Below are 20977 nucleotides of genomic sequence, written 5' to 3'. Positions count from 1 at the left end.
GTTTTCGGCCGTGCAGCCGCCCGAACGCAGTTACCGCACCACCACCCACCGACTGGTGACCAACCGGGACCCCGCCCCGCCCGACGCGTGGGTCCGCGCCGAGAACGCCGTCCTCGGGGCCTGCCTCGACGCCGGAATGGCCGTCGAACTCGCGGTGTATCCCCGCCTGCTGAAGCAGGGCGCGCCGTCCGTCGCGACCGCCCTCGGTCGGTTAGACCGCGTCGAGGGTCGCGCGCTCGGAGGCGAGCCACCGATCGTTCGCGCGGGGCCGACCGACCGCGAGCGGTTGCTGGGTGCGCTCGCGGTTTCGCCGACCGACGAGGTCCCGCTCTGGCGCTCGCAGGGAATCTACCGGATCGCGGTCGTCGACGGCGACGAGTGACGCTACTACTCCGTCCCGCGGAAGGCGGCGGTGCGCGCGGTCGACGACCCCGACGACGACCTGAAGGCGGCGATTCGCGAGGCGGTCTCCGAGGTCCCCTGTACCGAGCTCTTTCCCCACGGCGCGCTCGCGTCGTGGACCGTCGGCGACGTCGGCATCGAGATCACGACCGAGGGGCTGTGGCTCGGCCGCTCGGGCGGCGAGAGCCGCTGGTATCCCCACGAGCAGCTATCGGGCGTCGTCGCCGACGAGGCCGCCTGCGAACTGCTGTTCTCGTGGCCGACCCGCCGCGACGACGCGGGCTCGTCGCTTGGCCGCCTCGTCTCGGGCCTGCTCGACCGGCGGAAGGAGTCGCCGCCGCGCCTGCTTCACCCGTCCGACGCCTCGACGCTGGAGACGGCGATAACCGCCTACGAACTCGTCTCAGATCGCCTCTGCTACGGCTTCGAGGCGCGCCGGCAGTCGAACGTGACCGACGGGCTCTCCGGACTGCGATGACGGCCGGCGGCGTCGAGCGCCGCCGACTACAGATCGGCGACGGTGTCGGCCACGTCGTCCCAGTGGCTGCCGCGCCAGAAGTGCTGGCCACAGTCCCGACACCGCCAGACCGACTCCTCGGCTGGATCGGGCGCGTAGTCGGGAGTCGGCTCGGTCCGGTCGACGCGCTCGACGGGCGCGTTGCAGGTGCCACAGCGGGCCGGCTCCTCGGTCAGCTCGAGCTCGAACCCGGCCGCGGCCAGTTCCCGCAGCTGCGCCTCGACCTCGCGCTCGGTGAGCAACACCGCGTTCGGTGCCTGCCTTGCCAGCCCCTCGTCGCGGGTCACGAGGCGGCGGCCCTCGGTGTGGGCGAGCGCGAGCATCGCATCGTCGTCCTCGGCGTCGCGGTCCAGCGCGTAGGCGGCGTCGTAGCCGCACATCCGGAGATAGGACGCCAGTTTCCCGAGCATCACGTCGAGCAAGAGCGGGTCCCGCTCGCTCGCCTCACGCATCGAGGAACTCCCGGACGCCTTCGGTGTCCCGCGTGTTGAGAACGTCGGCGGCCTCGGCCCAGCCGCGACGGGCCGTGTGGACGCCGTAGCGGACCTGCTCGAAGTTACCGGGGCTGTGAGCGTCCGTGTCGATGACGATGGTCGCCCCGGCCTCGACGGCCTGCTTGACCGCCGCCCCCGAGAGGTCCAACCGGGCGGGGCTCGCGTTGACCTCCAAGGCGGTCCCGTTCTCGGCGGCCACCTCAGCGAGGCGCTCGACGTCGAGATCGAGTCCCGGCCGTCGGTTCAGATAGCGCCCCGTCGGGTGACCGATGGCGTTCACCTCGGGATGCTCGGCGGCCGCGACGAGCCGGTCGGTCCCGTCGCCGTCGAGGGCGGCGTGCGGCGAGGCGACCACACAGTCGAGGTCGGCCAGGAGGTCGTCGGCGACGGAGATATCCCCGTCCTCGGCGATGTTGGCTTCGACACCGCTGAATACGTCGATGTCCGCTTCGGCGGCGACGGCCTCAATTTCTTCCAGTTGCTCGCGAAGTTCCTCGTCGGAGACGCCGACGCCGCCGACCATCCCCGGTCCCGTCGCGTGATCCGAGATAGCGATGTAGTCGTGGCCGAACGCTTCGGCTCCCTCGACCATCTCCTCGATGGTGTGTCCCCCGTCGGACCACTCCGTGTGCGTGTGGAGGTCGCCGCGAACGTCGTCCGTCTCCAGCAGGTCCGGGAGGTCGTCGTTCGCCGCGGCCTCCACTTCGCCGCGGTTCTCCCGTAGCTCCGGGGCCATCCACGCCATGTCGAGGGCCTCGTAGACGCTCTCCTCGGTCTCGCCGGCGACTCGCTCGCCCGCCCGCTGGTCGTCGTCCTCGACGCCGGAGACGTCGAAAACCCCGTACTCGTTGACCTTCAGATTCCGCTCGATGGCGCGGTTACGGACCGCGACGTTGTGGTCCTTGCTCCCGGTGAAGTACTGCAGGGCCGCGCCGAACTCCTCGGGAACGACGATACGCAGGTCCACGCGGACGTCGTCGTCGCCCGCGTAGACGCTCGCCTTCGTCTCGCCCGATTCGATGACCCGGTCGACCTCCGGCCAGTCGGTGAACGCCTCGACGACCTCCCCCTCGGCGTCGCTGCCCACGAGCACGTCCACGTCGCCGATGGTCGGCTTCCAGCGCCGGATCGAGCCGCCCAGCGCGCACTTCTCGACGCCGGAGACGTCGCTCATGTACGCCTCGATGCGCTCGCCGTAGGGTCGGGCCTCGCCGAGCAGCGCCCGCTCGTGGGCCTCGCGCGCGAAGTCGACGTTGTCGAGGATGTTCTGCTCGGTCTTCTCGCCGAACCCTTCGACCGCCCGTATCTCGCCCGCTTCGGCGGCGGCTTCCAGTTCGTCGAGCGTCGTGATGCCGAGCGCCTCGTACAGCGTCCCGACCGTCTTCGGACCGACGCCCTCGACCGCCGTCAGGGCTTCCATCTCGACGGGTAGCTCCGCGCGGAGCTCTTCGAGTTCCTCGATTTCCCCCGTCTCGAAGTACTCGACGACCTTCGTGGAGATGGCGTCGCCCACGCCGTCGATCTCGCCGACGGCCTCTTCGCCCTCCGCGGCGAGCCCCTCGACGGCGGCGGGGTACTCGCGGATGTTCTCGGCCGCGCGCCGGTAGGTCCGAGGTTTGTACTCGACGCCCCGTGCCTCCAGCAGGTCGGCGAACTCCTCCAGTCGGCTGGCGATTTCGTCGTTCTGGCTCATGTTATCTCCCTCGCCCGGCACGACCCGTGCCGGAATCGGCGTCCTCGTGACCCAGCGCCTTCCGCAGGAACTTCATCCAGCGCTTCTGGTCGGCGGTCTCCTGCGTCTTCGCCTCCTGTTCGAGGTTCGCGGGACCGAGCTGTTCGAGCGCGTTCAGCGCCCGGTCGATGCCGATGACGGCCTCGGCCAGCGCCTCGCCCTCCTCGTAGCTCACTCCGCCGTCCTCGATGCGTTCCTTGCGCTCGATGCGCTCGCGCCGCAGATTCCGCTTCGCCTGCTCGACGCGCTCTCGCTCTCCGGCCGGGACGGTGTCCCGGCGCTTGATCTCGAAGACGAACGACCGCAGGTCGATGTCCTCTCCCTGGACGGTGATCTCGTCGGGGATCTCGGCACCGACGGTCGCGCCCTCCCGTTCGATGCGCTCTAAGAGCTGTTTGCGCTCGAACTCTTGCACTGTCCGCGCTTTCGACCCGCGGGGTCTTACCCGCTTCGCTCAACCGGCATAACCGCCGGTAACTTTTTCGTCTTCTCTGCTAGTAGTTCGGTACGTACCAACTACTGGGAGTTCGGTAGGCACTAAATAAATGACGCTGACGTTCACCACGCTCGACGACAGGCCGGGGATCGAGATCATCGATCGGATCGAGCGCCAGCGCTACCGACTCCACACGCCCTCGCCCGTCTCGCCGACGCCGGTCGACGTCGACGCCTTCCACTTCCCGGTCGGGTCGGCCGTCGCCGTCCGGACGAGCGAGATCGTCCTCCCGACCGTCGTCCCGGTCTACGTCCGCGACGTCGGGGGGAACATGGTCGCGGAGGTCAAGCAGTTCGAGGCGGAGACGGTTCCCGACGGTTCCTACAGCATCGACCTCTGTACGCGCATCAAGACGTATCTCCGCGCCGACGCGGCGTTCGAAGTCAGCGTCGACATGGAGCAGACCCGCATCGACTTCGGCGAGCCGACCGAGGTGCGCGTCGGCGCGCGTTCGCGTCACGACCGCCCCGCGGCGACGGTGACCACGACCGAGGACCCGCTGGACATGATGGCCGCCGTCGAGACGTTCGGCTCCGCGCTGAAGACGACCGACCCCGAGCGCTCCTATCCGACGCTCCGCGGTCACCCGCCGGCGCTGGAACTGGGCGACAGCCTCGACATTCCCTCGGGCGTCGAGCGCCCGGACACCGGCGTCCGCCTCGAACTCCCGCCGGACCTCCCCTCGATATTCGTCGCCGCGCCGCTCGCGTACTACCTCGGCGCGTCGATTCGGCCGGGGCCGTCCCCCCGACTGACGACGGACGACGGCTTCGAGTACGCGCTGACCGGCCCCGACGGCTACGAACGCGAGGTCGAGCGGGTGCTCAAGCAGTTGTTCTTCCTCGACTGTCTCACTCGGACGGAGGGCTACTACGAGATCGACCTCCACGAGCGCCGCGCGGTCGAGCCGTACGTCGACCTCGACTTCGAGACGCTGTATCACCGACCGCTCGCCGAACAGGTCGCCGAATACCTGACCGTGCCCTACGATGTCGTCGAGGAGCACATCCCGGAGTGGCGCTTGACCGCCCACGTCGACCCGGTGGCCCGAAACGCCGAGCAGTTGCCGTTCGTCGTCGACGACCTCGCTATCGTCCGCACGCACCAGCCCCACCAGCGGACACAGACCAGCGTGACAGCCAGCGTCGAACAGGAGTTCACCCGCTCGTCGGACTTCACGCGAGCCGCCAGCGCCGAGCCCGCCGCCGTCCAGACCGACTACGTCGAACCGCAGTCCGAGTCGACGCTCGAACAGGCCTGGATCGGCGACGGCGTCCCCATCGGCGCGAGCAAGCTCACCCCCGAGGCGTTCCGGAACCGCCTCGACCGGGAGGCCACCGACGGCGACATCTCCATCACCGTCGTCCAGAACGACGCCCGGATGGCCCAGGAGCGCCAGATCGCCGACGAGGTGTACGGCAACCGCGAGGACCTGCCCTTCGACATCACCGTCCGCGAGAATCTGACGAGGGACGAACTGGCCGAGACGCTGGCCGAGCAGAACGACTTCTTCCACTACATCGGTCACATCGACGCCGACGGCTTCACCTGCGAGGACGGCGCGCTCGACGTCCGGACGCTCGACGGCGTCGGCGTCGACACCTTCCTCCTGAACGCCTGTAGCTCCTACCAGCAGGGACTCGGTCTCATCGACGGCGGTGCCATCGGCGGCATCGTCACCCTCAACGAGGTGCTCAACGACGGCGCGGTCAAGATCGGCGAGACCGTCGCCCGCCTGCTCAACTGCGGGTTCCCGCTCCGCGCGGCGCTCACGATCGCCCGCGACGAGAGCATCCTCGGCGGGCAGTACATCGTCGTTGGAGATGGGGGGATTACGGTGACGCAGTCGGCCAACGGTTCACCAAATCTTCTCGAAGTTAGCGCGAAAGATAGTGCGTTCAAGGTCAAGATGACGACGTATACCACCGACCAACGTGGATTAGGCACTATCTTTATGCCATTTATTGATGGCAGCGAAGATTACTTTTTAGCATCAGGAATGACTGGGAAATTTCAGGTACCAAAGCAGGAACTACAGAGATTCCTTCAATTAGAAGAAGGGCCAGTACGGATTAATGGTAGTCTCTACTGGAGCAGATCGCTGCAACTAGACGATTTATTCTGAGAACCGGCTCTGTTTGAACGGGCGTTCTATCGTTATTTACGGCGGTACGCTAAGTACTACAGTTTTTGATTCCGGTATTACGGACCACTAATCGCTGCTCCGCGCGCAGCCGCATTTCCAGCCTGCGTGAGCAGGAGGAGGATCGTGAACAGTGCGCCGGCCATTCGTGGGTGTTCCGAGAGGAACTCCGTCATCGTAGTATCGGACATGATACAATCATAGTATCTGACGGTTGGATATTAAATATTTCTGAAGTGTTCTTACATATATTAATCGAGATAAAGTATTGAATAATATACGCTTAGCTAGCGGAACGACCCGAACCCGTTCGGACGAGCAGGCGACCTAACGCTTCACAGCACGACCGCCCCCTATCTCGTGGCCATCTCAGTCCCTGCTGGCGATATTCGTCCTCACCCCGCTCTCTGTATTCGTTAGTTGGTGACTACCGACACTATCAGTATCGTTTTGTGGGCCGCCGTCGTATAGACGTGCAGAGTTCAGTACAGATGGCCAGCCACGAACACACGAGACGCCCCTTCTCGCGGTCGACGTATCAGACCCCCCGCGGGAGCGGGTCGAGTCGCCATCGTGAAATATTTCGGTCACGTTTGGAAAGCAAGGAAATCGCGTCGACATCGGCGGTGGGAACGGGGGTTGACGATGGACGGTAGTTCCGCGTTTCCGGCCGAGACTGTCGAACTGTCGCGGAGTTCGATTCGGGGGAGCCGGCGCGCGTCGAACCGCAGCGTTCCGTTCATCCGCACGCAGTCGTCGGGGTCGGCGGACGACTCGTACGCGGAGGTACCGGTCCCGCTGGCGAAGATGCAGGACACGCAGGGAATCCGCGTCCTCCACGTCGACGACGACCCGCAGATCGGCGAGTTGCTCCAGACCTTTCTCGAGCGCATCAACGACGACTTCACGGTCGTCACCGAGACGAGCGCCGTCGCGGCGATGGACCACCTGCGCGAGAGCCGCATCGACTGCATCGTCAGCGACTACCAGATGCCCAACATGGACGGGCTGGAGTTCCTCGAAATCGTGCGCGAGCGGTATACCGACGTGCCCTTCATCCTCTTTACCGGGCAGGGCAGCGAGGAGATCGCCAGCGACGCCATCGCCGCGGGGGTCACCGATTACATGCAGAAGGAGACCGGCACCGACCAGTACGAAGTGCTGGCCAACCGCGTCGAGAACGCCGTCTCCCAGTCCCGGACCGAGGAGCAGTTCTGGAACGCCCTCTCGTGGTACCAGCGGCTGGTCGAACAGGAGATCGCCGGCGTCTGCATCGTCCAGGACCGCGAGTTCGCCTACGTGAACCAGAAGCTCGCGGAGATGTTCGGCTACGAGCAGTGCGAGCTCATGGGCGAGTCGCCGGCGCGCATCACCGCGACGGACGACCAAGACTGGTTCTCCGGACAGCGCGAGTCCGGCGAGGGCGACCTGGAGTCGTTCGATTCGACGTTCACCGGCGTCCGGGCCGACGGCGAGCGTCTCACCGTCGAGGTGTCGGGCGGCGACGTCGAGTACGACGGCGCGCCCGCGTGGATCGGGGTCCTCCGCGTGACTGACGACCGTCCGGACGCCGGCGAGTAGCTCCCGCGCGACGACCGTTTTTCCGCTCGCGGGGCCGGATAAACACAATCCATTTGCACGACCCTCTCTAAGTGAGGGCAATGTCGGAGTGCGACGCCTGTGGCAAGGAGGAGAACATGCCCTACCAGTGTGGGCACTGCGGCGGCACCTACTGTGGCGAGCATCGCTTACCGGAGGCCCACGACTGCCCCGGGTTGAACGACTGGAACGACCCGAGCGGCGTGTTCGACAGCGGGTTCGACGACAGCGTGACGAGTAGCGGCGGGAACCAGAGCGGCGGAATGGCCAGCCGCGTCGGCCTGGACACGGGCCCCGGTGGCGTGCTCGGCTACTTCCGCGGGAACGTCACCTACCTGTTCCTGACCGTCATGGCGATCGTCTTCGCGCTCGAACATATCGTCCTGCTCGGGGTCGGAAGTCAGCTGTTCCAGACGCTGTTCGTCCTCAGTCCCGACCACCCGGAGTACGTCTGGACGTGGGTGACCTCGGTCTTCTCCCACCAGCCCTTCTCGTTCTATCACATCCTCGGCAACGGCATCATCATCTACTTCTTCGGCCAACTCGTCGAGCAGCAGCTCGGCTCGAAGAAGTACGCCATCTTCTTCCTCGCCTCGGGGATGCTCGCCGGACTCGGCCAGATCGGCCTGCAGATGGTCCAGAGCGGGGGCGGTTACGGCGTCCTCGGTGCCAGCGGGGCCGCACTCGCCATCCTGGGCTTCCTGACGGTGCTGAAGCCCGACCTGCGCGTCTACCTCTACTTCCTGATCCCGGTCCCCATCTGGGCGATCACCGGCTTCTATCTGCTACTGAGTGTCTTCGGGTCGCTCTCGCCCGGCGCGGCGGGGCTGCTCGGCGGAAACATCGCCCACACCGCACACCTCATCGGCCTCGGAATCGGTCTGTGGTACGGCAAGAAGGTCAAGGACCGCGCGCGGATACCCGGCCAGCTCCAGTTCGGTCGCGGCGGTGGCGGCGGCCCGGGCGGTCCAGGCGGCCCGGGCGGCCCCGGGGGTCGCGGTCCCTTCTGACATGGAGGTCGTCAACTCGACGTTCGTCCCGGACCCGTCGCTCTCGACCGCGGAGATGGAGGACCTCCAGCGCGAGATCGCGGCGACGGCGGTGTTCGAGGACGACCACGACTTCGATCCGGACGCCGTCACTCTCGACGGGCCGGCCGAACAGGCGACGCTCGGCGAGCTCGGGGCGGCGGGCGATGGCGAGGACGCCCCCGCGGACCGACCGCTCGTCGCCGGCGTCGATCAGGCGTTCGTCGGCGACCGAGCCGTCTCGGCCGTCGTCGTCCTGCGCGGCCGCGAGGTGGTCGAACGGGTCTACGCCGTCGAACCGGCCGAGATACCGTACGTTCCGGGACTCCTCTCGTTTCGCGAGGGCAGCGCCATCCTCTCGGCCTTCGCCGAACTCGACAGCGACCCGGACGTCGTCTTCGTCGACGGGAGCGGGCGCATCCACTATCGGGAGGCCGGACTGGCGACGCACGTCGGCGTGACGCTGGACGTGCCGACCGTCGGCGTCGCCAAGAACCTGCTCTGTGGCACGCCACGAGAGTCCCTCGACCGCAAGTTGCCGACCGGCGCGCGCGTTCCCATCGAGGCCGACGCTGAGGTCGAGACCGCCGCGGCGGGCACCCTCATCGGTCACGCCGTCCAGACGCGGCAGTATGAATCCTCGAAACAGCACGTCAATCCCCTCATCGTCAGTCCCGGCCACCGCGTGAGCGCGGAGACGGCCGCGGACCTCGTGTCGGCGACCGCCGGCGGCTACAAGCTCCCGGAACCGACGCGGCTGGCCGATAAGTACGCCGACGACGTCAAAGCCGAGATATAGCCGGCCGGCGAGACGCAAGCGGGTGGGCTTAATTGTCCGGCGCGTGTCCGACCGTTCATGGGTAAGACGGTGCTGATCACTGGCGCGGCCTCGGGCATCGGTCGAGCGGCCGCCGAGGCCTTTCTGGACGACGACTGGATCGTGTGGGCGACCGCGCGCGAGGAAGCGGACGTGGCGGCCCTCGCGGACGACGGCTGCGAGACCGCCGAACTCGACGTGACGAACGCCCGCGAGTGCACGCGGGTCGTCGAGGACGTGGTCGCCGAGGAGGGGCGGATCGACTGCCTGGTCAACGCCGCGAGGTCGGCGCACTTCGGAGCCGTCGAGGACGTCTCGACGGCCGACTTCGAGGCTGGACTCGACGTGAACCTGCTGGGCCCGCACCGGATGATTCGGGCGGTCCTCCCGCACATGCGCGCCCGGGAGAACGGGACGATAGTCAACGTCTCCAGCGTCGCCGGCCGACTCTCGATGCCGGGGCAGGGCGGGTTCGCCGCCTCGAAGTTCGGACTCGAAGGGCTGAGCGACGCGCTCCGCGTCGAGGCGTCCGAGTTCGACGTGGACGTGGTGCTGGTCGAGCCCGGTCCCGTCCGGCGAGGGATCGATTCGGCGGTCGAAGGGGAGGACGACGTGCGAGACGACCCGGAACACACGGGCGCGTACGACTGGCTCTACCGGGCACAGGAGGACTCGCGACTGGCCGGCGTACAGGACGCGCTCTCCGTCACGCCGGGAGCCGTCGCGCTCACGATTCGGGACGCGGCGAACGCGAGCGACCCCGAGCCGCGCTATCCGGTCGGCGAGAGCGCGAAGTACCTCCTGCTGGCTCGCCACCTTCCCGCGAGGTGGCGCGACGCTGGACTGTCGCTGGTGCGGCGGCTGATCGAGTAACTCATACGGATCGTCGTAGTCTCTTACCGGTATCGTCGACTCCGGTACGACGATTACCGGTAAACGGCTACAACAATTCGTATCAATCCAGACAGGCGGCGACGACGGCTAACAGTCGCTCGCCGTGGACCTCTTCCGCGAACAGCGGGACGCGGCGCACCTCGTGGCCGCGAAACAGGTCCTGCGAACGGGCGAGCGCGTCCTGCTGGACCTGCCAGCGGCGGGCGCAGAACTCGCAGTCGTCGTGGTTCGGTCCGGCGATTCCCACGTCGCGGCCGAGCACCTCGCTCGGGTCCTGCATCACGCGGTTGACGACGACGGTGCCGACCGGGATGCCGAACTCGTTCAGCTGGCCGAGCAGTCGCTCGGACTCGACTACGGAGAGCTCCTCGGGCACCATCACGATGCGGAAGTCGGTCTTCGCCGGATCGCGTAAGATGCCGCGTAAGTGCTCGATGCGGTCGCTCAGCTCCCGCAAGTCCTCGATTCCCTCCTCCGGGTCGACCTCGTCGTCGCTCCCGCCGAACATCCCGGTGAGGTTCCCCATCATCCCCGAGAAGCGCTCGCGAAGTTGGAGGATCTTCCCGACCATCGAGTCCATCGTCTCGGGGAGTTCCAGCAGGCGGAGCGTGTGGCCGGTCGGCGCGGTGTCGATGACGACGCGGTCGAACCGGGGGTCGTCGACGTAATCGAGGAGGAGCCGCATCGCCGCGGCCTCGTCCGCGCCGGGCATCGACCCGCCCAGCAGACCGTCCTCGCCGCCGATGGGGTCGTCTCCGGCGGTGCCCGCGCCCGGTCCGCCGCTACCGCCCCCACCGAGCGGGCTGTTCTCGCCGCCGAGCATCCCGCCGAGACCGCCGAGCGCGTCGTCTTCCATCCCGAGGGGGCCCTCGCCCATCGCGGCCTCGGGGTCGATCTCGGCGGCGTACAGCGGGATATCGTCGCGGATGCGCGTCGGTTCGGCCGGGATCTCCGTCTCCAGCGTGTCCGACAGCGAGTGGGCCGGGTCCGTCGAGACGACGAGCGTCGCCGTCCCGTCGCGCGCGGAGGCGAGCGCCGTCGCCGCGGCGCAGGTCGTCTTGCCGACGCCGCCTTTCCCGCCGTAGAGGACGTAATCGGGCGCGTCTACGCCTGTCGGTGCGTCTATCTCCTCGACCGGCTCGACGTCGATGTCGTTCATACCCGAGGCTACGCCTCCGGCCTTGTGTACTTCCCGAAAACCGCGACGGGGACTGTCGGCTGAACCGCGTCAGCGACAGCGTTACTGTCGAGAGGAGCGCGCTTCGCGCACGTCGGCTCCGTCACGTAACTTGTCCTCGCAGTTCGGGCAAACCCGAGGCCCGGCTGCCTCGTAAGATTCCGGTGTAAAGACCCGCACGTACTGCTCAGTTACGAACTCACCGCAGTTCTGACACTCGGGCATCTCATGGAACTCTCTGACGATACTGTATAGTCTTTTTGTTACCGATGAAAAACTCCGGTTAATAATCCGTTTCAGACGAACTGGCCGCCGTCAGTCGCGTTTTCCCCAGAACGCGTCCAGTTGCCCCGCGAGGAAATCGGGGGTCATCCGGGTGAACTCCTCGCGTTCTCCGGTCGGGAGGAACGGGTAGACCGAGTGGCGCGCGTCGGGCGCGTACCGTCGGCCGACGAACGCGCGCACGCCGACCTCCTCGCTGCCGCGGATGACGCGGCCGATAGCCTGCCGAGCGCGCCTGACCGCGGGCACCGTCAGCGCGTACTCGAAGGCGTTCTCCTCGCCGAACGAATCCCCGTAGGCCCGCTGGACCGCTCTGATCCGCGGCGAGCCGATGTTGACGAGGGGGACGCCGACGACGGCGCAGGTCGAGAGTTTCGCGCCGTCGTAGTCGACGCCCTCAGTCAGCGTTCCCCGCGTCGAGGTGACGAGGACCTTCCCCTCGCCGCGGAAGAACGACTGCTTGCGCCGCTCGGTCTCCTCGTTGCTGGAGGCCTCGTCGACGACGACGGGTTTCTCGACGGCTTCTCCGAGGTAGGCACCGGCCCAGCGCGCTTCGCGGTAGTTCGGCATCGCGATCAGCACGTTGCCCGGCGAGCGAGCGAGCGCTCGGAGCGCTTGGGCGTACTCGTCGCGCGTGGGGTTCCAGTTCTCGCCGATGGGCTTCATGTCCTCGGGGTCGCCGCGGTTACGGGCCGTGAAGGGCCGGCAGTCCACGAGATACGACGCGCGGTTCTCCGGCGGGAACGGCAGGTCGTAGGTCGCCGAACGGACCGACCGAGTCAGGTCGTCACCGCCGTCGCCGTCGTCCGTCTCCGCCAGCGCGTCGAGGCCCGAGACGCGCGTGAACACGTCGAGGGGTTCGAGCGTCGCGCTCATCAGCACGCCCCCGCCCAACTCGTCGAAGACGTCCCGAAGCGCCGTCGCCGGCATGCAGTTGTAACAGAGCAGTCCCGGCGTGTAGACGGCCTCGTAGTCGGCGTCCGTGCTCCGGTTCTCGGCGGGCGAGTGTTCGAGTTCGATCTCGCGCAGGAACGTCGAGTGGTCCCACTCCCACCACTGGCCCGCGACGACGCCGACGGCGGCACAGACCGGCTGACGGGTCAACCCCAGTTGGTCGATGGCGTCCTCGACGGCCGCGCCGACCTTCGCCAGCGAGCGCCACAGCTGCCCGTCGTAGCCCTTCTCCTCGGCCCACTCCGTCAGTTCGTCTTGCTCGACGGTATCGGGGTCCCGCAGCGGGATCTCGCGGTCCCGCTCAGGGAGGACGGCGGGGTTCGCGCGCCAGCCTTCGTGTTCGGCGTCGAGATACGACTCCACGCGGTCGTCCAGCCACCGCTGGAGGTCGTCGTAGAACTTCCGCGCGTGGTCGACCGCCTCCAGCGGGACCTCGCGGGCTGACAGCACCTCTCGGACCTGCTTCTTGTGGTCGGCCGACTGCTGGGCGCGCTGGACCAGCAGGTTGCAGTCGTTGCGCGCCTGCACGATGGTCTGCTTGCCGAGCCTGTCCGAGAGCAGGTCCCGAACTCGCTCTTCGAGGCGGTGGGCCTCGTCCACGACGACGAACGTGTCCTCGTCCAGGATCGAGGACAGCAGCGGTCGGGAGCCGGGGTCGAACAGGTGATTGTAGTTGCCGACGATCACGTCCGCCCGCTCCAGCATGACGCTCATCACCCGGTGCGGGCAGGTCCCCCGCTCGACGGCCGCCGGGAGGTAGTTCTCCAGCGTGACGACGTTCTCCGGTCCCGCCGAGAAGTCCACGGGAGACCCCTTGTTCCGCGCGTACCAGTCGGCCTCGAAGGGGCAGTACAGCGGCGGGTCGTCGCTCTCGCTCATCGACTCCGGCGCGGTCGGTTGCTCGGGCCGGTACGGCGACGCCGCGCCCGCGGTGCTCAGCGTGTCCTCGCCGATGGTGGTCTGGGCGGTGGCGTCGGGCCGTGCCGCGGCCGCGAGGTCCTGACCCTTCCGCGGGTCCCACCACTGGTCCTCGTCGTCGACCTCGTTCCGGATAGCGGCGTCGGCGACCGCCCCGCCACTCGACCGGCCGTCGTCCTCGACCAGTCGCGCCGTCGCCTCCCGTAAGTCCTCACAGCGGTCGTGGGTCCCCACGTCGGCGGGGAACTTCCCCTCCCGACCGTACGGACAGAGGTCTCGCTTGCCGACCAGGGAGATGCCGTCGAGCGGGTCGTCCAGCCCCGCGTTGAGCGTCCGCAGGTCGTCGACGAACTGTTTGAGCTGCTGTTTGACCGGCGTGACGACGACCATCCGCTCGTAGAGGTCGGTGTCCCGGACGAGGTGGGCCCCGGCGGTCAGCGCCGCCATCGTCTTCCCCGTCCCGCAGGGCCCCTCCATCGCCAGAAAGCCGCGCGACTTCCCGGCCTCGACGGCGCGCTCGATCGCGTCGGCCTGGTTCGCGTACGGCTCGTCGAAGCCGAAGTACTCCCGCCAGACTTCGCCGCCGGTCGAGGCCGTGTCCCGCATCGAACCGTGGTTGGTCGTCCCCCTATTTGAACCGCCGGGTTTATAGCAGCAGTTCTCTGCTCTGTCAGAATTGGTGACTGTATATAGAACCAGAAAGCCCCCGCTCGCTCCAGTCGAGGGCCTCGCTGTGGTCCTCACTCGCTCCGCTCGTTGTGGTCCTTGCGTCGGCCGTCTTCCCGGAGCGAGCGGCCCCTTTCATTCCCACCCACCCACTGTTTCACCGGCCGAAACGGGTGGACCGTTCATCAAGTCGAAAACCCGGTTTCGTCGCGGGTGGCGTTCCCGTGAGTGGCCTCTCACTCAGTCGTCGCTCTCGGCGGTTCGCCGGTCGCTCGCGGAGTCGGCCTCGCCCAGCAGTTCCTCGCGGTGTTCGTCCAGCAGCGGCGCGCGGCCGCGGGGCCGCGGCATCGTCTCGGTCATCTTGATCGGGCTGCCGGCGACGGTCATCTCGTCGTCGGCCCCCGGTTGGGAGACATCGGCGAGCATCTCGCGGGCACGGGCGTGTGGGTCTTCGAACACTTCGCTGGCGTCCTGCACCGGCGCGGCCGGGACGCGCCCGTCGAGCAGTTCGAGGATGGTGTCGGTGTCGTGTTCGCGGGTCCAGTTCGCGATCTCCTCGCGCAGTGACTCGCGGTCGGCGCGACGCGCGTTCGCGTCGGCGTAGTCGGCCGCGAGGTCGGGCCGGTCCATCGCGTCACAGAGCGCGCGCCAGTGGCGGTCGTTGAACGCCGCGACGACGACGTGGCCGTCGGCGGCACGGAACGCGTCGTAGGGGAACAGCGTCGGGTGGGAGTTGCCCTGTCTGGTCGGCGCGTCGCCGTCGCAGGAGTACTGATAGACCGACCGCTCGGCGAGCGAGACCATCGCGTCGTACATCGCGGTGTCGACGTACTGGCCCTCGCCGGTGCGCTCGCGGTGGTGGACCGCGGCGAGGATCCCGACGGCGTTGAGCGCGGCGGTGAAGATGTCGCCGACGCCGGGTCCCACTTTCGTCGGCGGGCCGTCCTCCGGGCCGGTGATCTCCATCACGCCGCCCAGCGCCTGCGCGATGAGGTCGAAGGAGGGTTGGCCCTGCCGGTGGGTCTCGCCCGTACGCGGGTCGCCGAAGCCGCGGATGGAGGAGTAGATGAGCTGCGGGTTGCGCTCCCGCAGCGTCTCGTAGCCGCAGTCGAACTTCTCCATCGTGCCGGCCTTGAAGTTCTCGACGACCACGTCGGCCCGCTCGACCAGCGAGAGGAACGCCTCGCGGTCCTCGTCGGTCCGCAGATCCAGTTCGAGGGAGCGCTTGCCGCGGTTGACGCTCTGGAAGTAGCCGCCGTAGGCCTCCTCGTCGGCGTCCGCCACGAACGGCGGGTTCGACCGGATCATGTCGCCGCCCGGTCGCTCGATCTTTACCACGTCCGCGCCCATGTCCGCGAGCAGCATCGTGCAGTACGGTCCGGACAGGACCTGTGTGAGGTCTAACACGCGCAGGTCGGCAAGCGCACCCATGTGAGGAGGGACGCGAGGCGGGGTGATAAACTCTGGTGATAAATCATTATAAATTGTATAAGGCCGTATTATCATGAAAGACCATTAACTTTATACACATGCCACGAGTCGTCACTGGTACATGCCCCGGACCGTCATCCTCGGCGTGATTGGCTCCGACGCACACGTCGTCGGTATCACGATTCTCGAGCAGGCGCTCTCGGCCGCTGGCTTCGAGGTCGAAAACCTCGGCGTCCAGACCTCACAGGCCGAGTTCGTCGAAGCGGCGAAAGCTCACGACGCCGAGGCTGTACTGGTCTCGTCGCTGTACGGGCACGCCCGGCAGGACTGTGAGGGGTTCCACGAGCGGCTCGAGGCGGCGGGCCTCGACGTGTGGACCTACGTCGGCGGAAACCTCGCCGTCGGACAGGACGACTTCGAGACCACGCGCGAGACCTTCCGCGAGATGGGTTTCGACCGAGTCTTCGACGCCGAAACGGACCCGGAGGAGGCCATCGCGGCGCTCCGACAGGACCTCCAGCTCACGACGACGGAGGCCGAGCGGGTCAGAGTCGACGGGTAATCCATGCCGACAGACAGCAAGCTCTCCACCGACCAGCTACAGCGCATCGCAAACGACCTCCGCGACGAGTGGCCCACCGGCCGGGAAGTCGACTTCGAGGAAGCGATCAGTTTCCACGAGTCCCTTCCGGCCGCGAAGCAGTTCGCGACGGTCCTCGAGTCCGCCGACCGGCCGCTGCTCCAACCGCGCGCCGGCGTCCCCTGCCTGGAGGACCAGATCTCGCTCCTGCGCTACCTGCAGGACGAGGGCGCGGCGGACCTCCTCCCGACGACCATCGACTCCTACACGCGGGACAACGAGTACGAGAAGGCCGAGGAGGGGCTGGCGGCCTCCCGGAACAGCGAGACCGACGAGCTCAACGGCTTTCCCGCGGTGAACCACGGCGTCGAGGACTGCCGCCGGCTCGTTCGCGCGCTCGACGCCCCCATCGAAGTGCGCCACGGCACGCCCGACGCGCGCCTGCTGGCGATGGTCACCCTCGCCGGCGGGTTCCAGTCCTTCGAGGGCGGCCCGATCTCGTACAACATCCCCTACACGAAGCGCCACGACCTCGCGACGACCATCGAACACTGGCAGTTCGTGGACCGGCTCTGCGGGGCCTACACCGAACGGGGCGTCACGATAAACCGCGAGCCGTTCGGCCCGCTGACCGGGACGCTCGTCCCGCCGTGTATCGCCATCGCGGTGATGCTCGTCGAGGGGCAACTCGCCGCCACGCAGGGCGTGCGTTCGCTGACGCTCGGTTACGGACAGGTCGGCAACCTCGTGCAGGACGTGGCGGCCCTGCGCGCGCTCCGGAAACTCGGCGAGGAGTACCTCCCCGACGCGGTCACTGTCACGACGGTCTTCCACGAGTGGATGGGCGGGTTCCCGCCCGACGAGGCCCGCGCCAACGGCGTCATCAGCCTCGGCGGCGCGACGGCGGCCGTCGCCAAGCCCGATAAGGTCATCACGAAGTCCCCGCAGGAGTTCCAGGGGGTCCCGACGAAGGAGGCCAACGCCTCCGGTCTGCGCACGACGAGACAGCTCATCGATATGATGATAGAGCAAGACATCGATCTCGGCGGTATCGGCGACGAACAGCGGCTCATCGAACGGGCGACCCGCGCGCTGATGGACGCCGTCTTCGAGGCCGGCGACGGCGACGTGGCGAGCGGCGTCGTCCGAGCGTTCGAGACCGGCGACCTCGACGTGCCGTTCGCGCCGAGCGACGCCGCCGCCGGGGCGGTCCTCCCGGCGCGGGACGACGACGGCCGCGTCCGCATCTTCGAGTTCGCGGACCTCGCCCTGCCCGACGACATCAAGGAGACGCACAAGGCCCGACTGGGCGAACGCGCCCGCACGGAGGGACGCGACCAGTCGTTCCGGATGGTCGCCGACGACGTGGACGCCATCAGCGACGGGAAACTCATCGGTCGCCCGACCGGGAAGCGGGGAGGTGCCAGCGATGCGGATTGAGGAGATTCGGGCCGTTCCGGGCGTCTCGGGGTTCTTCTTCGACGACCAGCGCGCCATCAAGGACGGCGCGACCCAGCGGGGCTTCGACTACGATGGGCCGCCGGTGACGGAGGGATTCGACCGGGTCCGCGAGGCCGGCGAGTCGCTCATCGTCGAACTCGAACTCGCCGACGGCACCGTCGTCACGGGCGACTGCGCGGCGGTGCAGTACTCCGGCGCGGGCGGTCGGGACCCGCTCTTTCGTGCCGAGACGTACCGCCCGGTCGTGGAGGGCGTCGTCGCCGACGCGCTCCGGGGCCGGGACGCCACGCTGTTCCGCGAGAACGCGGAGACGCTGGAGGCGATCGACCCCGAGCGCTCCGGCGGCGACCGTCTGCACACGGCGGTCCGCTACGGCGTCTCACAGGCGCTGCTGAACGCCGCCGCCCGCGCCCGCGGGCAGACGCCGACCGACGTTCTCTCGGCGGCCTACGACACAGACCCGGCTACCTCGCCCGTCCCGGTGTTCGGCCAGTCGGGCGACGAGCGCCGGAGCAACGCCGAGAAGATGCTCATCAAGGGCGTCCCCGTCCTCCCCCACGGCCTGTTCAACAGCGTCGAGAAGGTCGGCGAGGGCGGCGAGGGTCTGCGCGAGTACCTCGCGTGGCTCTCGGACCGAGCGGGGGAACTCGGCCCCGAGGAGTACGCGCCGCGGTTCCACGTCGACGTCTACGGCATCCTCGGGAAGGTGTTCGGCCCGCCGTACGACCGGCGCGAGGTCACGGACTACTTCGAGACGCTGCGGGAGGCCGCCGCGCCCTACCCCCTCCAAGTCGAGGGGCCGATGGACGCCGGCGGCCGCGCCGAACAGATAGAGCAGATGGCCGAACTGCGCGAGGGCCTCCGAGACGCCGGCGTCGCCGTCGAAATCGTCGCCGACGAGTGGTGCAACACCTTCGAGGACGTGCGGGCGTTCGTCGACGCGGGCGCGGCCGACGTGGTGCAGGTGAAGACGCCGGACCTCGGCGGCGTCCAGCGCTCGGCGGAGGCGGTGCTGTACTGCGACGGCACCGACACCCGCGCGTACCTGGGCGGCACCTGCAACGAGACGGTCACCTCGGCGCGGGCCTGCGCCCACGTCGCGCTGGCCACCGACGCCGCGCAGGTGCTGGCAAAGCCCGGCATGGGCTTCGACGAGGGGTTCATGGTCGTCACCAACGAGATGCGCCGGATGCTGAGTCGCCGTCAGGGCGGCCGACAGGGGGTGCAAGCCGATGACTGACTGGAGCGACCCCGAGGCGCTCGATTGCTCGGACGAGGACACGTTCGACGCGCTCCTCGACCGCGCCGAGACCCGCGAGAAGGGGAACTACTTCGAATTCTTCGCGGAGGGCGACGAACTCAGTCACGACCCCGGCCTGCGCCTCTCACAGCACGGCAGCGAGGGGTGGATGGGACAGACGCTGAACCACGATCCAGCCTATTGGCGGAGCGACGCCGCCCGCGAACGCGGCTTCGACGGCGTGCCGGTCCACCCGGACTACCTGCTCGCCTGCGTGATGGGGATCACCGTCGAGGACCTCTCTGAGAAGGGCGGCTACTTTCTCGGACGCACGGACGTCGAGTTCCACCGACCGGCCTACCCGGGTACCGAGCTGGCCGTCACCTCCCGCGTGGTCGACACGCGTACATCGTCGTCGCGGCCGACCTACGGCATCGTGACGTGGGAGACGGAAGGTCGAGACCGCGAAACGGGCGACCGACTCGTCTCCTACGAACGGACGAACATGATCCCGCGGCGCGAGCCCGCCGCCACCGACGGCGGCGGTTCGATGGCCGACGGAGACGGGGTCGACCCCGAGACGCCCGACCTGCCCGAGACGCTGCTCGCGCCCGACGGCGCGCGCTTCGAGGACTTCAGCACCGCTCTCGAACGCGCCGAGGCGGAGGACGCCGCCGTCGCCTACCGCCATGAGCGCGGGCGGACGATGGACGACCAGCTCGTCGCGGGCCTGCCGCTTTCGACGCTCAACACCGCCCGCCAGCACCACAACCGCGACGAGATGGCCGACTCGCCGTCGGGCGACATCGTCGCCTACGGAGACGTGACGCGCTCCATCGCGCTCGCGCACGCCCGGTCGGACGAGGCGACCTACCGCGAGCGCCGGTTCGAGGACGAGCGATTCCACTCGTTCGTCACGCTCGGCGACACGATCTACGGGTTCACCCGCGTCCTCGACTGCGACCCCGACGCGGGCCCCGACCGCGCGGGCGCGGTGACGTTCGAGCACGTCGCGTTCAATCAGGACAGCACCCCGGTCTACTCGGGCCGGCGAACCGCCCTCATTCAGCGACAGCAATGACCGACACACGACTCTGCCGCACGTTCCAGACCGCACCGGCCGCCGTTCCGCGAGACGACAGCGCGAAGTTCCTCGATTCGGGCCTGACCAGCGAGGGGTTCCAGACCCCCGACTGGCTGATTCCCGACATCGAGGACGGCACCGCGCCGTCGATGAAAGACGAGGCCGTCGAGAACATCGCCGACCGACTGCCCGACCACGCGCCCGACTTCGCCGGGGAGATCCTCCCGCGCGTCGAGTGGGCCTACGACGGCGAGCAGTTCAGAGAGCGCGGCACCGAGCAGGTCCGCCGACTCGCGAGCGAGGTGGGCGAGCACCTCGACGGGTTCGTCTTCCCGAAGGTCGGCCGCCTCGACGACGTGCGCGACGCCGCCGGCGTGCTCGCCGACGCCGAGCGCGAGGCGGGCTTGGCGGACGGCACACTGGAGATGGCGATCATCCTCGAAACCGCCGCGGCCCGCTCGGACCTGCGCGAGATCTGTCAGTTCGCCGCCGACTCCCGGCTGTCCGGCATCGTCTTCGGCCCGGTCGACTACACGGCAGAACTGGGTGGCCGCGCCCTGCACGGCGAGCGGCCTCGGTGGGACAGCCTGCTCGAAGCCCTCTCGAACGAGACGAGCGCCGCGGGCATCGTCTCCATCGGCGGCCCGTTCGACCAGCTGTTCCACGAGCGGGCGGGCGTCACCTACTACAACGCCGAGGGGTACGCCGACCAGGTCGAACACGAGGCGACCATCGGCATCGACGGCTCGTGGTCGCTCCATCCCAAACAGACCGCACAGGCCAACCGCGTCCACATGCCCAGCGGCGAGGAGCTGGACCGCGACCTCTCGAAGATCGAGGCGTTCAACGACGCCAAGCGTGAGGGCACGGGAGCCGTCGTCGTCGACGGCCAGATGGTCGACGAGGCGACCTACAAGAACTTCGCCAACACCGTCCAGAAAGTGCGGGCCATCGACGAAACCCACCCCGAACAGACCGGAGAGCACTACGACGACGCGCTGTTGTCGCGGGCGCTCGACGTGGAACTGATCTTCAACTGAGTTCGCGTCAGCGCGCTCGTCG

At 68.0% G+C, this 20977-nt stretch carries 20 protein-coding genes; 12 read left to right on the top strand and 8 right to left on the bottom strand.

Annotation, left to right across the window (positions count from 1 at the left end; all coding sequences use genetic code 11):
* Positions 1-10: 10 nt before the first annotated feature.
* Positions 11-382 carry a hypothetical protein gene (locus GO488_RS04440; RefSeq protein ID WP_162316587.1) on the top strand — a complete coding sequence of 124 codons (372 nt, stop codon included), beginning with the start codon at positions 11-13 and terminating at the stop codon, positions 380-382.
* Positions 383-412: 30 nt separating this feature from the next.
* Positions 413-880, top strand: coding sequence for a hypothetical protein (locus tag GO488_RS04435; RefSeq protein WP_162316586.1), 468 nt, complete (start codon positions 413-415; stop codon positions 878-880).
* Between the two features lie 26 nt (positions 881-906).
* Here the strand turns inward: GO488_RS04435 and GO488_RS04430 are convergent, their stop codons facing one another.
* The 3 genes from GO488_RS04430 to GO488_RS04420 are packed head-to-tail and all read right to left on the bottom strand — an operon-like array spanning position 907 to position 3560.
* Positions 907-1371 (bottom strand): Mut7-C RNAse domain-containing protein, encoded by a 465-nt coding sequence (locus GO488_RS04430; RefSeq protein WP_162316585.1) that lies wholly within the window; start codon positions 1369-1371, stop codon positions 907-909.
* Positions 1364-3106 carry a DNA polymerase/3'-5' exonuclease PolX gene (polX, locus tag GO488_RS04425; RefSeq protein ID WP_162316584.1) on the bottom strand — a complete coding sequence of 581 codons (1743 nt, stop codon included), beginning with the start codon at positions 3104-3106 and terminating at the stop codon, positions 1364-1366. Before polX ends, GO488_RS04430 begins: the two co-directional genes overlap by 8 nt.
* Position 3107: 1 nt before the next feature.
* Entirely contained in the window at positions 3108-3560 is a 453-nt protein-coding gene (locus tag GO488_RS04420) for a DUF5788 family protein (RefSeq protein WP_162316583.1), read from the bottom strand.
* Between the two features lie 130 nt (positions 3561-3690).
* Between GO488_RS04420 and GO488_RS04415 the strand changes: the two genes are divergently transcribed.
* Positions 3691-5766 (top strand): hypothetical protein, encoded by a 2076-nt coding sequence (locus GO488_RS04415; protein WP_162316582.1) that lies wholly within the window; start codon positions 3691-3693, stop codon positions 5764-5766.
* Positions 5767-5843: 77 nt separating this feature from the next.
* Here GO488_RS04415 and GO488_RS20185 read toward each other — a convergent pair whose 3' ends face one another.
* Positions 5844-5960 carry a DUF7503 family protein gene (locus GO488_RS20185; protein WP_422111216.1) on the bottom strand — a complete coding sequence of 39 codons (117 nt, stop codon included), beginning with the start codon at positions 5958-5960 and terminating at the stop codon, positions 5844-5846.
* A 469-nt stretch (positions 5961-6429) separates the two neighbouring features.
* On the opposite strand from GO488_RS20185, the gene GO488_RS04410 reads away from it, so the two are divergent.
* From GO488_RS04410 to GO488_RS04395, 4 genes are all read left to right on the top strand, one after another.
* Positions 6430-7365 (top strand): response regulator, encoded by a 936-nt coding sequence (locus tag GO488_RS04410; RefSeq protein WP_162316581.1) that lies wholly within the window; start codon positions 6430-6432, stop codon positions 7363-7365.
* Between the two features lie 80 nt (positions 7366-7445).
* The gene (locus GO488_RS04405; protein ID WP_162316580.1) at positions 7446-8393 is read left to right on the top strand and encodes a rhomboid family intramembrane serine protease; all 948 of its coding nucleotides are present in this window, start codon (positions 7446-7448) and stop codon (positions 8391-8393) included.
* A 1-nt stretch (position 8394) separates the two neighbouring features.
* Positions 8395-9210, top strand: a complete 816-nt coding sequence (locus GO488_RS04400) for an endonuclease V (protein ID WP_162316579.1) — start codon at positions 8395-8397, stop codon at positions 9208-9210.
* Between the two features lie 57 nt (positions 9211-9267).
* Positions 9268-10101: an SDR family oxidoreductase gene (locus GO488_RS04395; protein WP_162316578.1), complete on the top strand. Its 834-nt coding sequence runs from the start codon at positions 9268-9270 to the stop codon at positions 10099-10101.
* An 82-nt stretch (positions 10102-10183) separates the two neighbouring features.
* Here the strand turns inward: GO488_RS04395 and GO488_RS04390 are convergent, their stop codons facing one another.
* From GO488_RS04390 to mct, 4 genes are all read right to left on the bottom strand, one after another.
* The gene (locus GO488_RS04390) at positions 10184-11281 is read right to left on the bottom strand and encodes an ArsA family ATPase (protein WP_162316577.1); all 1098 of its coding nucleotides are present in this window, start codon (positions 11279-11281) and stop codon (positions 10184-10186) included.
* Between the two features lie 81 nt (positions 11282-11362).
* Positions 11363-11524: a DUF7563 family protein gene (locus GO488_RS20180; RefSeq protein WP_422111213.1), complete on the bottom strand. Its 162-nt coding sequence runs from the start codon at positions 11522-11524 to the stop codon at positions 11363-11365.
* A gap of 90 nt (positions 11525-11614) precedes the next feature.
* Positions 11615-14059, bottom strand: coding sequence for an ATP-dependent DNA helicase (locus GO488_RS04385; protein ID WP_162316576.1), 2445 nt, complete (start codon positions 14057-14059; stop codon positions 11615-11617).
* Between the two features lie 300 nt (positions 14060-14359).
* Entirely contained in the window at positions 14360-15550 is a 1191-nt protein-coding gene (mct, locus tag GO488_RS04380; RefSeq protein WP_162316575.1) for a succinyl-CoA:mesaconate CoA-transferase, read from the bottom strand.
* Between the two features lie 121 nt (positions 15551-15671).
* Between mct and glmS the strand changes: the two genes are divergently transcribed.
* From glmS to citE, 5 genes are read left to right on the top strand one after another with little or no spacing between them, the layout of a single operon-like run.
* The gene (gene glmS / locus GO488_RS04375) at positions 15672-16112 is read left to right on the top strand and encodes a methylaspartate mutase subunit S (protein WP_162316574.1); all 441 of its coding nucleotides are present in this window, start codon (positions 15672-15674) and stop codon (positions 16110-16112) included.
* Between the two features lie 3 nt (positions 16113-16115).
* Complete coding sequence (locus GO488_RS04370; RefSeq protein WP_162316573.1) at positions 16116-17570, top strand: methylaspartate mutase subunit E; 1455 nt, start codon at positions 16116-16118, stop codon at positions 17568-17570.
* Entirely contained in the window at positions 17560-18831 is a 1272-nt protein-coding gene (locus GO488_RS04365; RefSeq protein WP_162316572.1) for a methylaspartate ammonia-lyase, read from the top strand. Before GO488_RS04370 ends, GO488_RS04365 begins: the two co-directional genes overlap by 11 nt.
* A complete protein-coding gene (gene mch, locus GO488_RS04360; RefSeq protein WP_162316571.1) occupies positions 18824-19912 on the top strand; it encodes a 2-methylfumaryl-CoA hydratase in 1089 nt (362 codons plus the stop codon). The genes GO488_RS04365 and mch overlap by 8 nt, the downstream gene beginning before the upstream one ends.
* Positions 19909-20955: an L-malyl-CoA/beta-methylmalyl-CoA lyase gene (citE, locus tag GO488_RS04355; RefSeq protein ID WP_162316570.1), complete on the top strand. Its 1047-nt coding sequence runs from the start codon at positions 19909-19911 to the stop codon at positions 20953-20955. The genes mch and citE overlap by 4 nt, the downstream gene beginning before the upstream one ends.
* The last annotated feature ends 22 nt before the right edge of the window (positions 20956-20977 follow it).

This window comes from Haloarcula limicola, from assembly GCF_010119205.1.
Lineage (GTDB): Archaea > Halobacteriota > Halobacteria > Halobacteriales > Haloarculaceae > Haloarcula > Haloarcula limicola.
The sequence above is the reverse complement of the archived record's forward strand: the minus strand, read 5'-3'. Positions and strand labels throughout refer to the sequence as shown.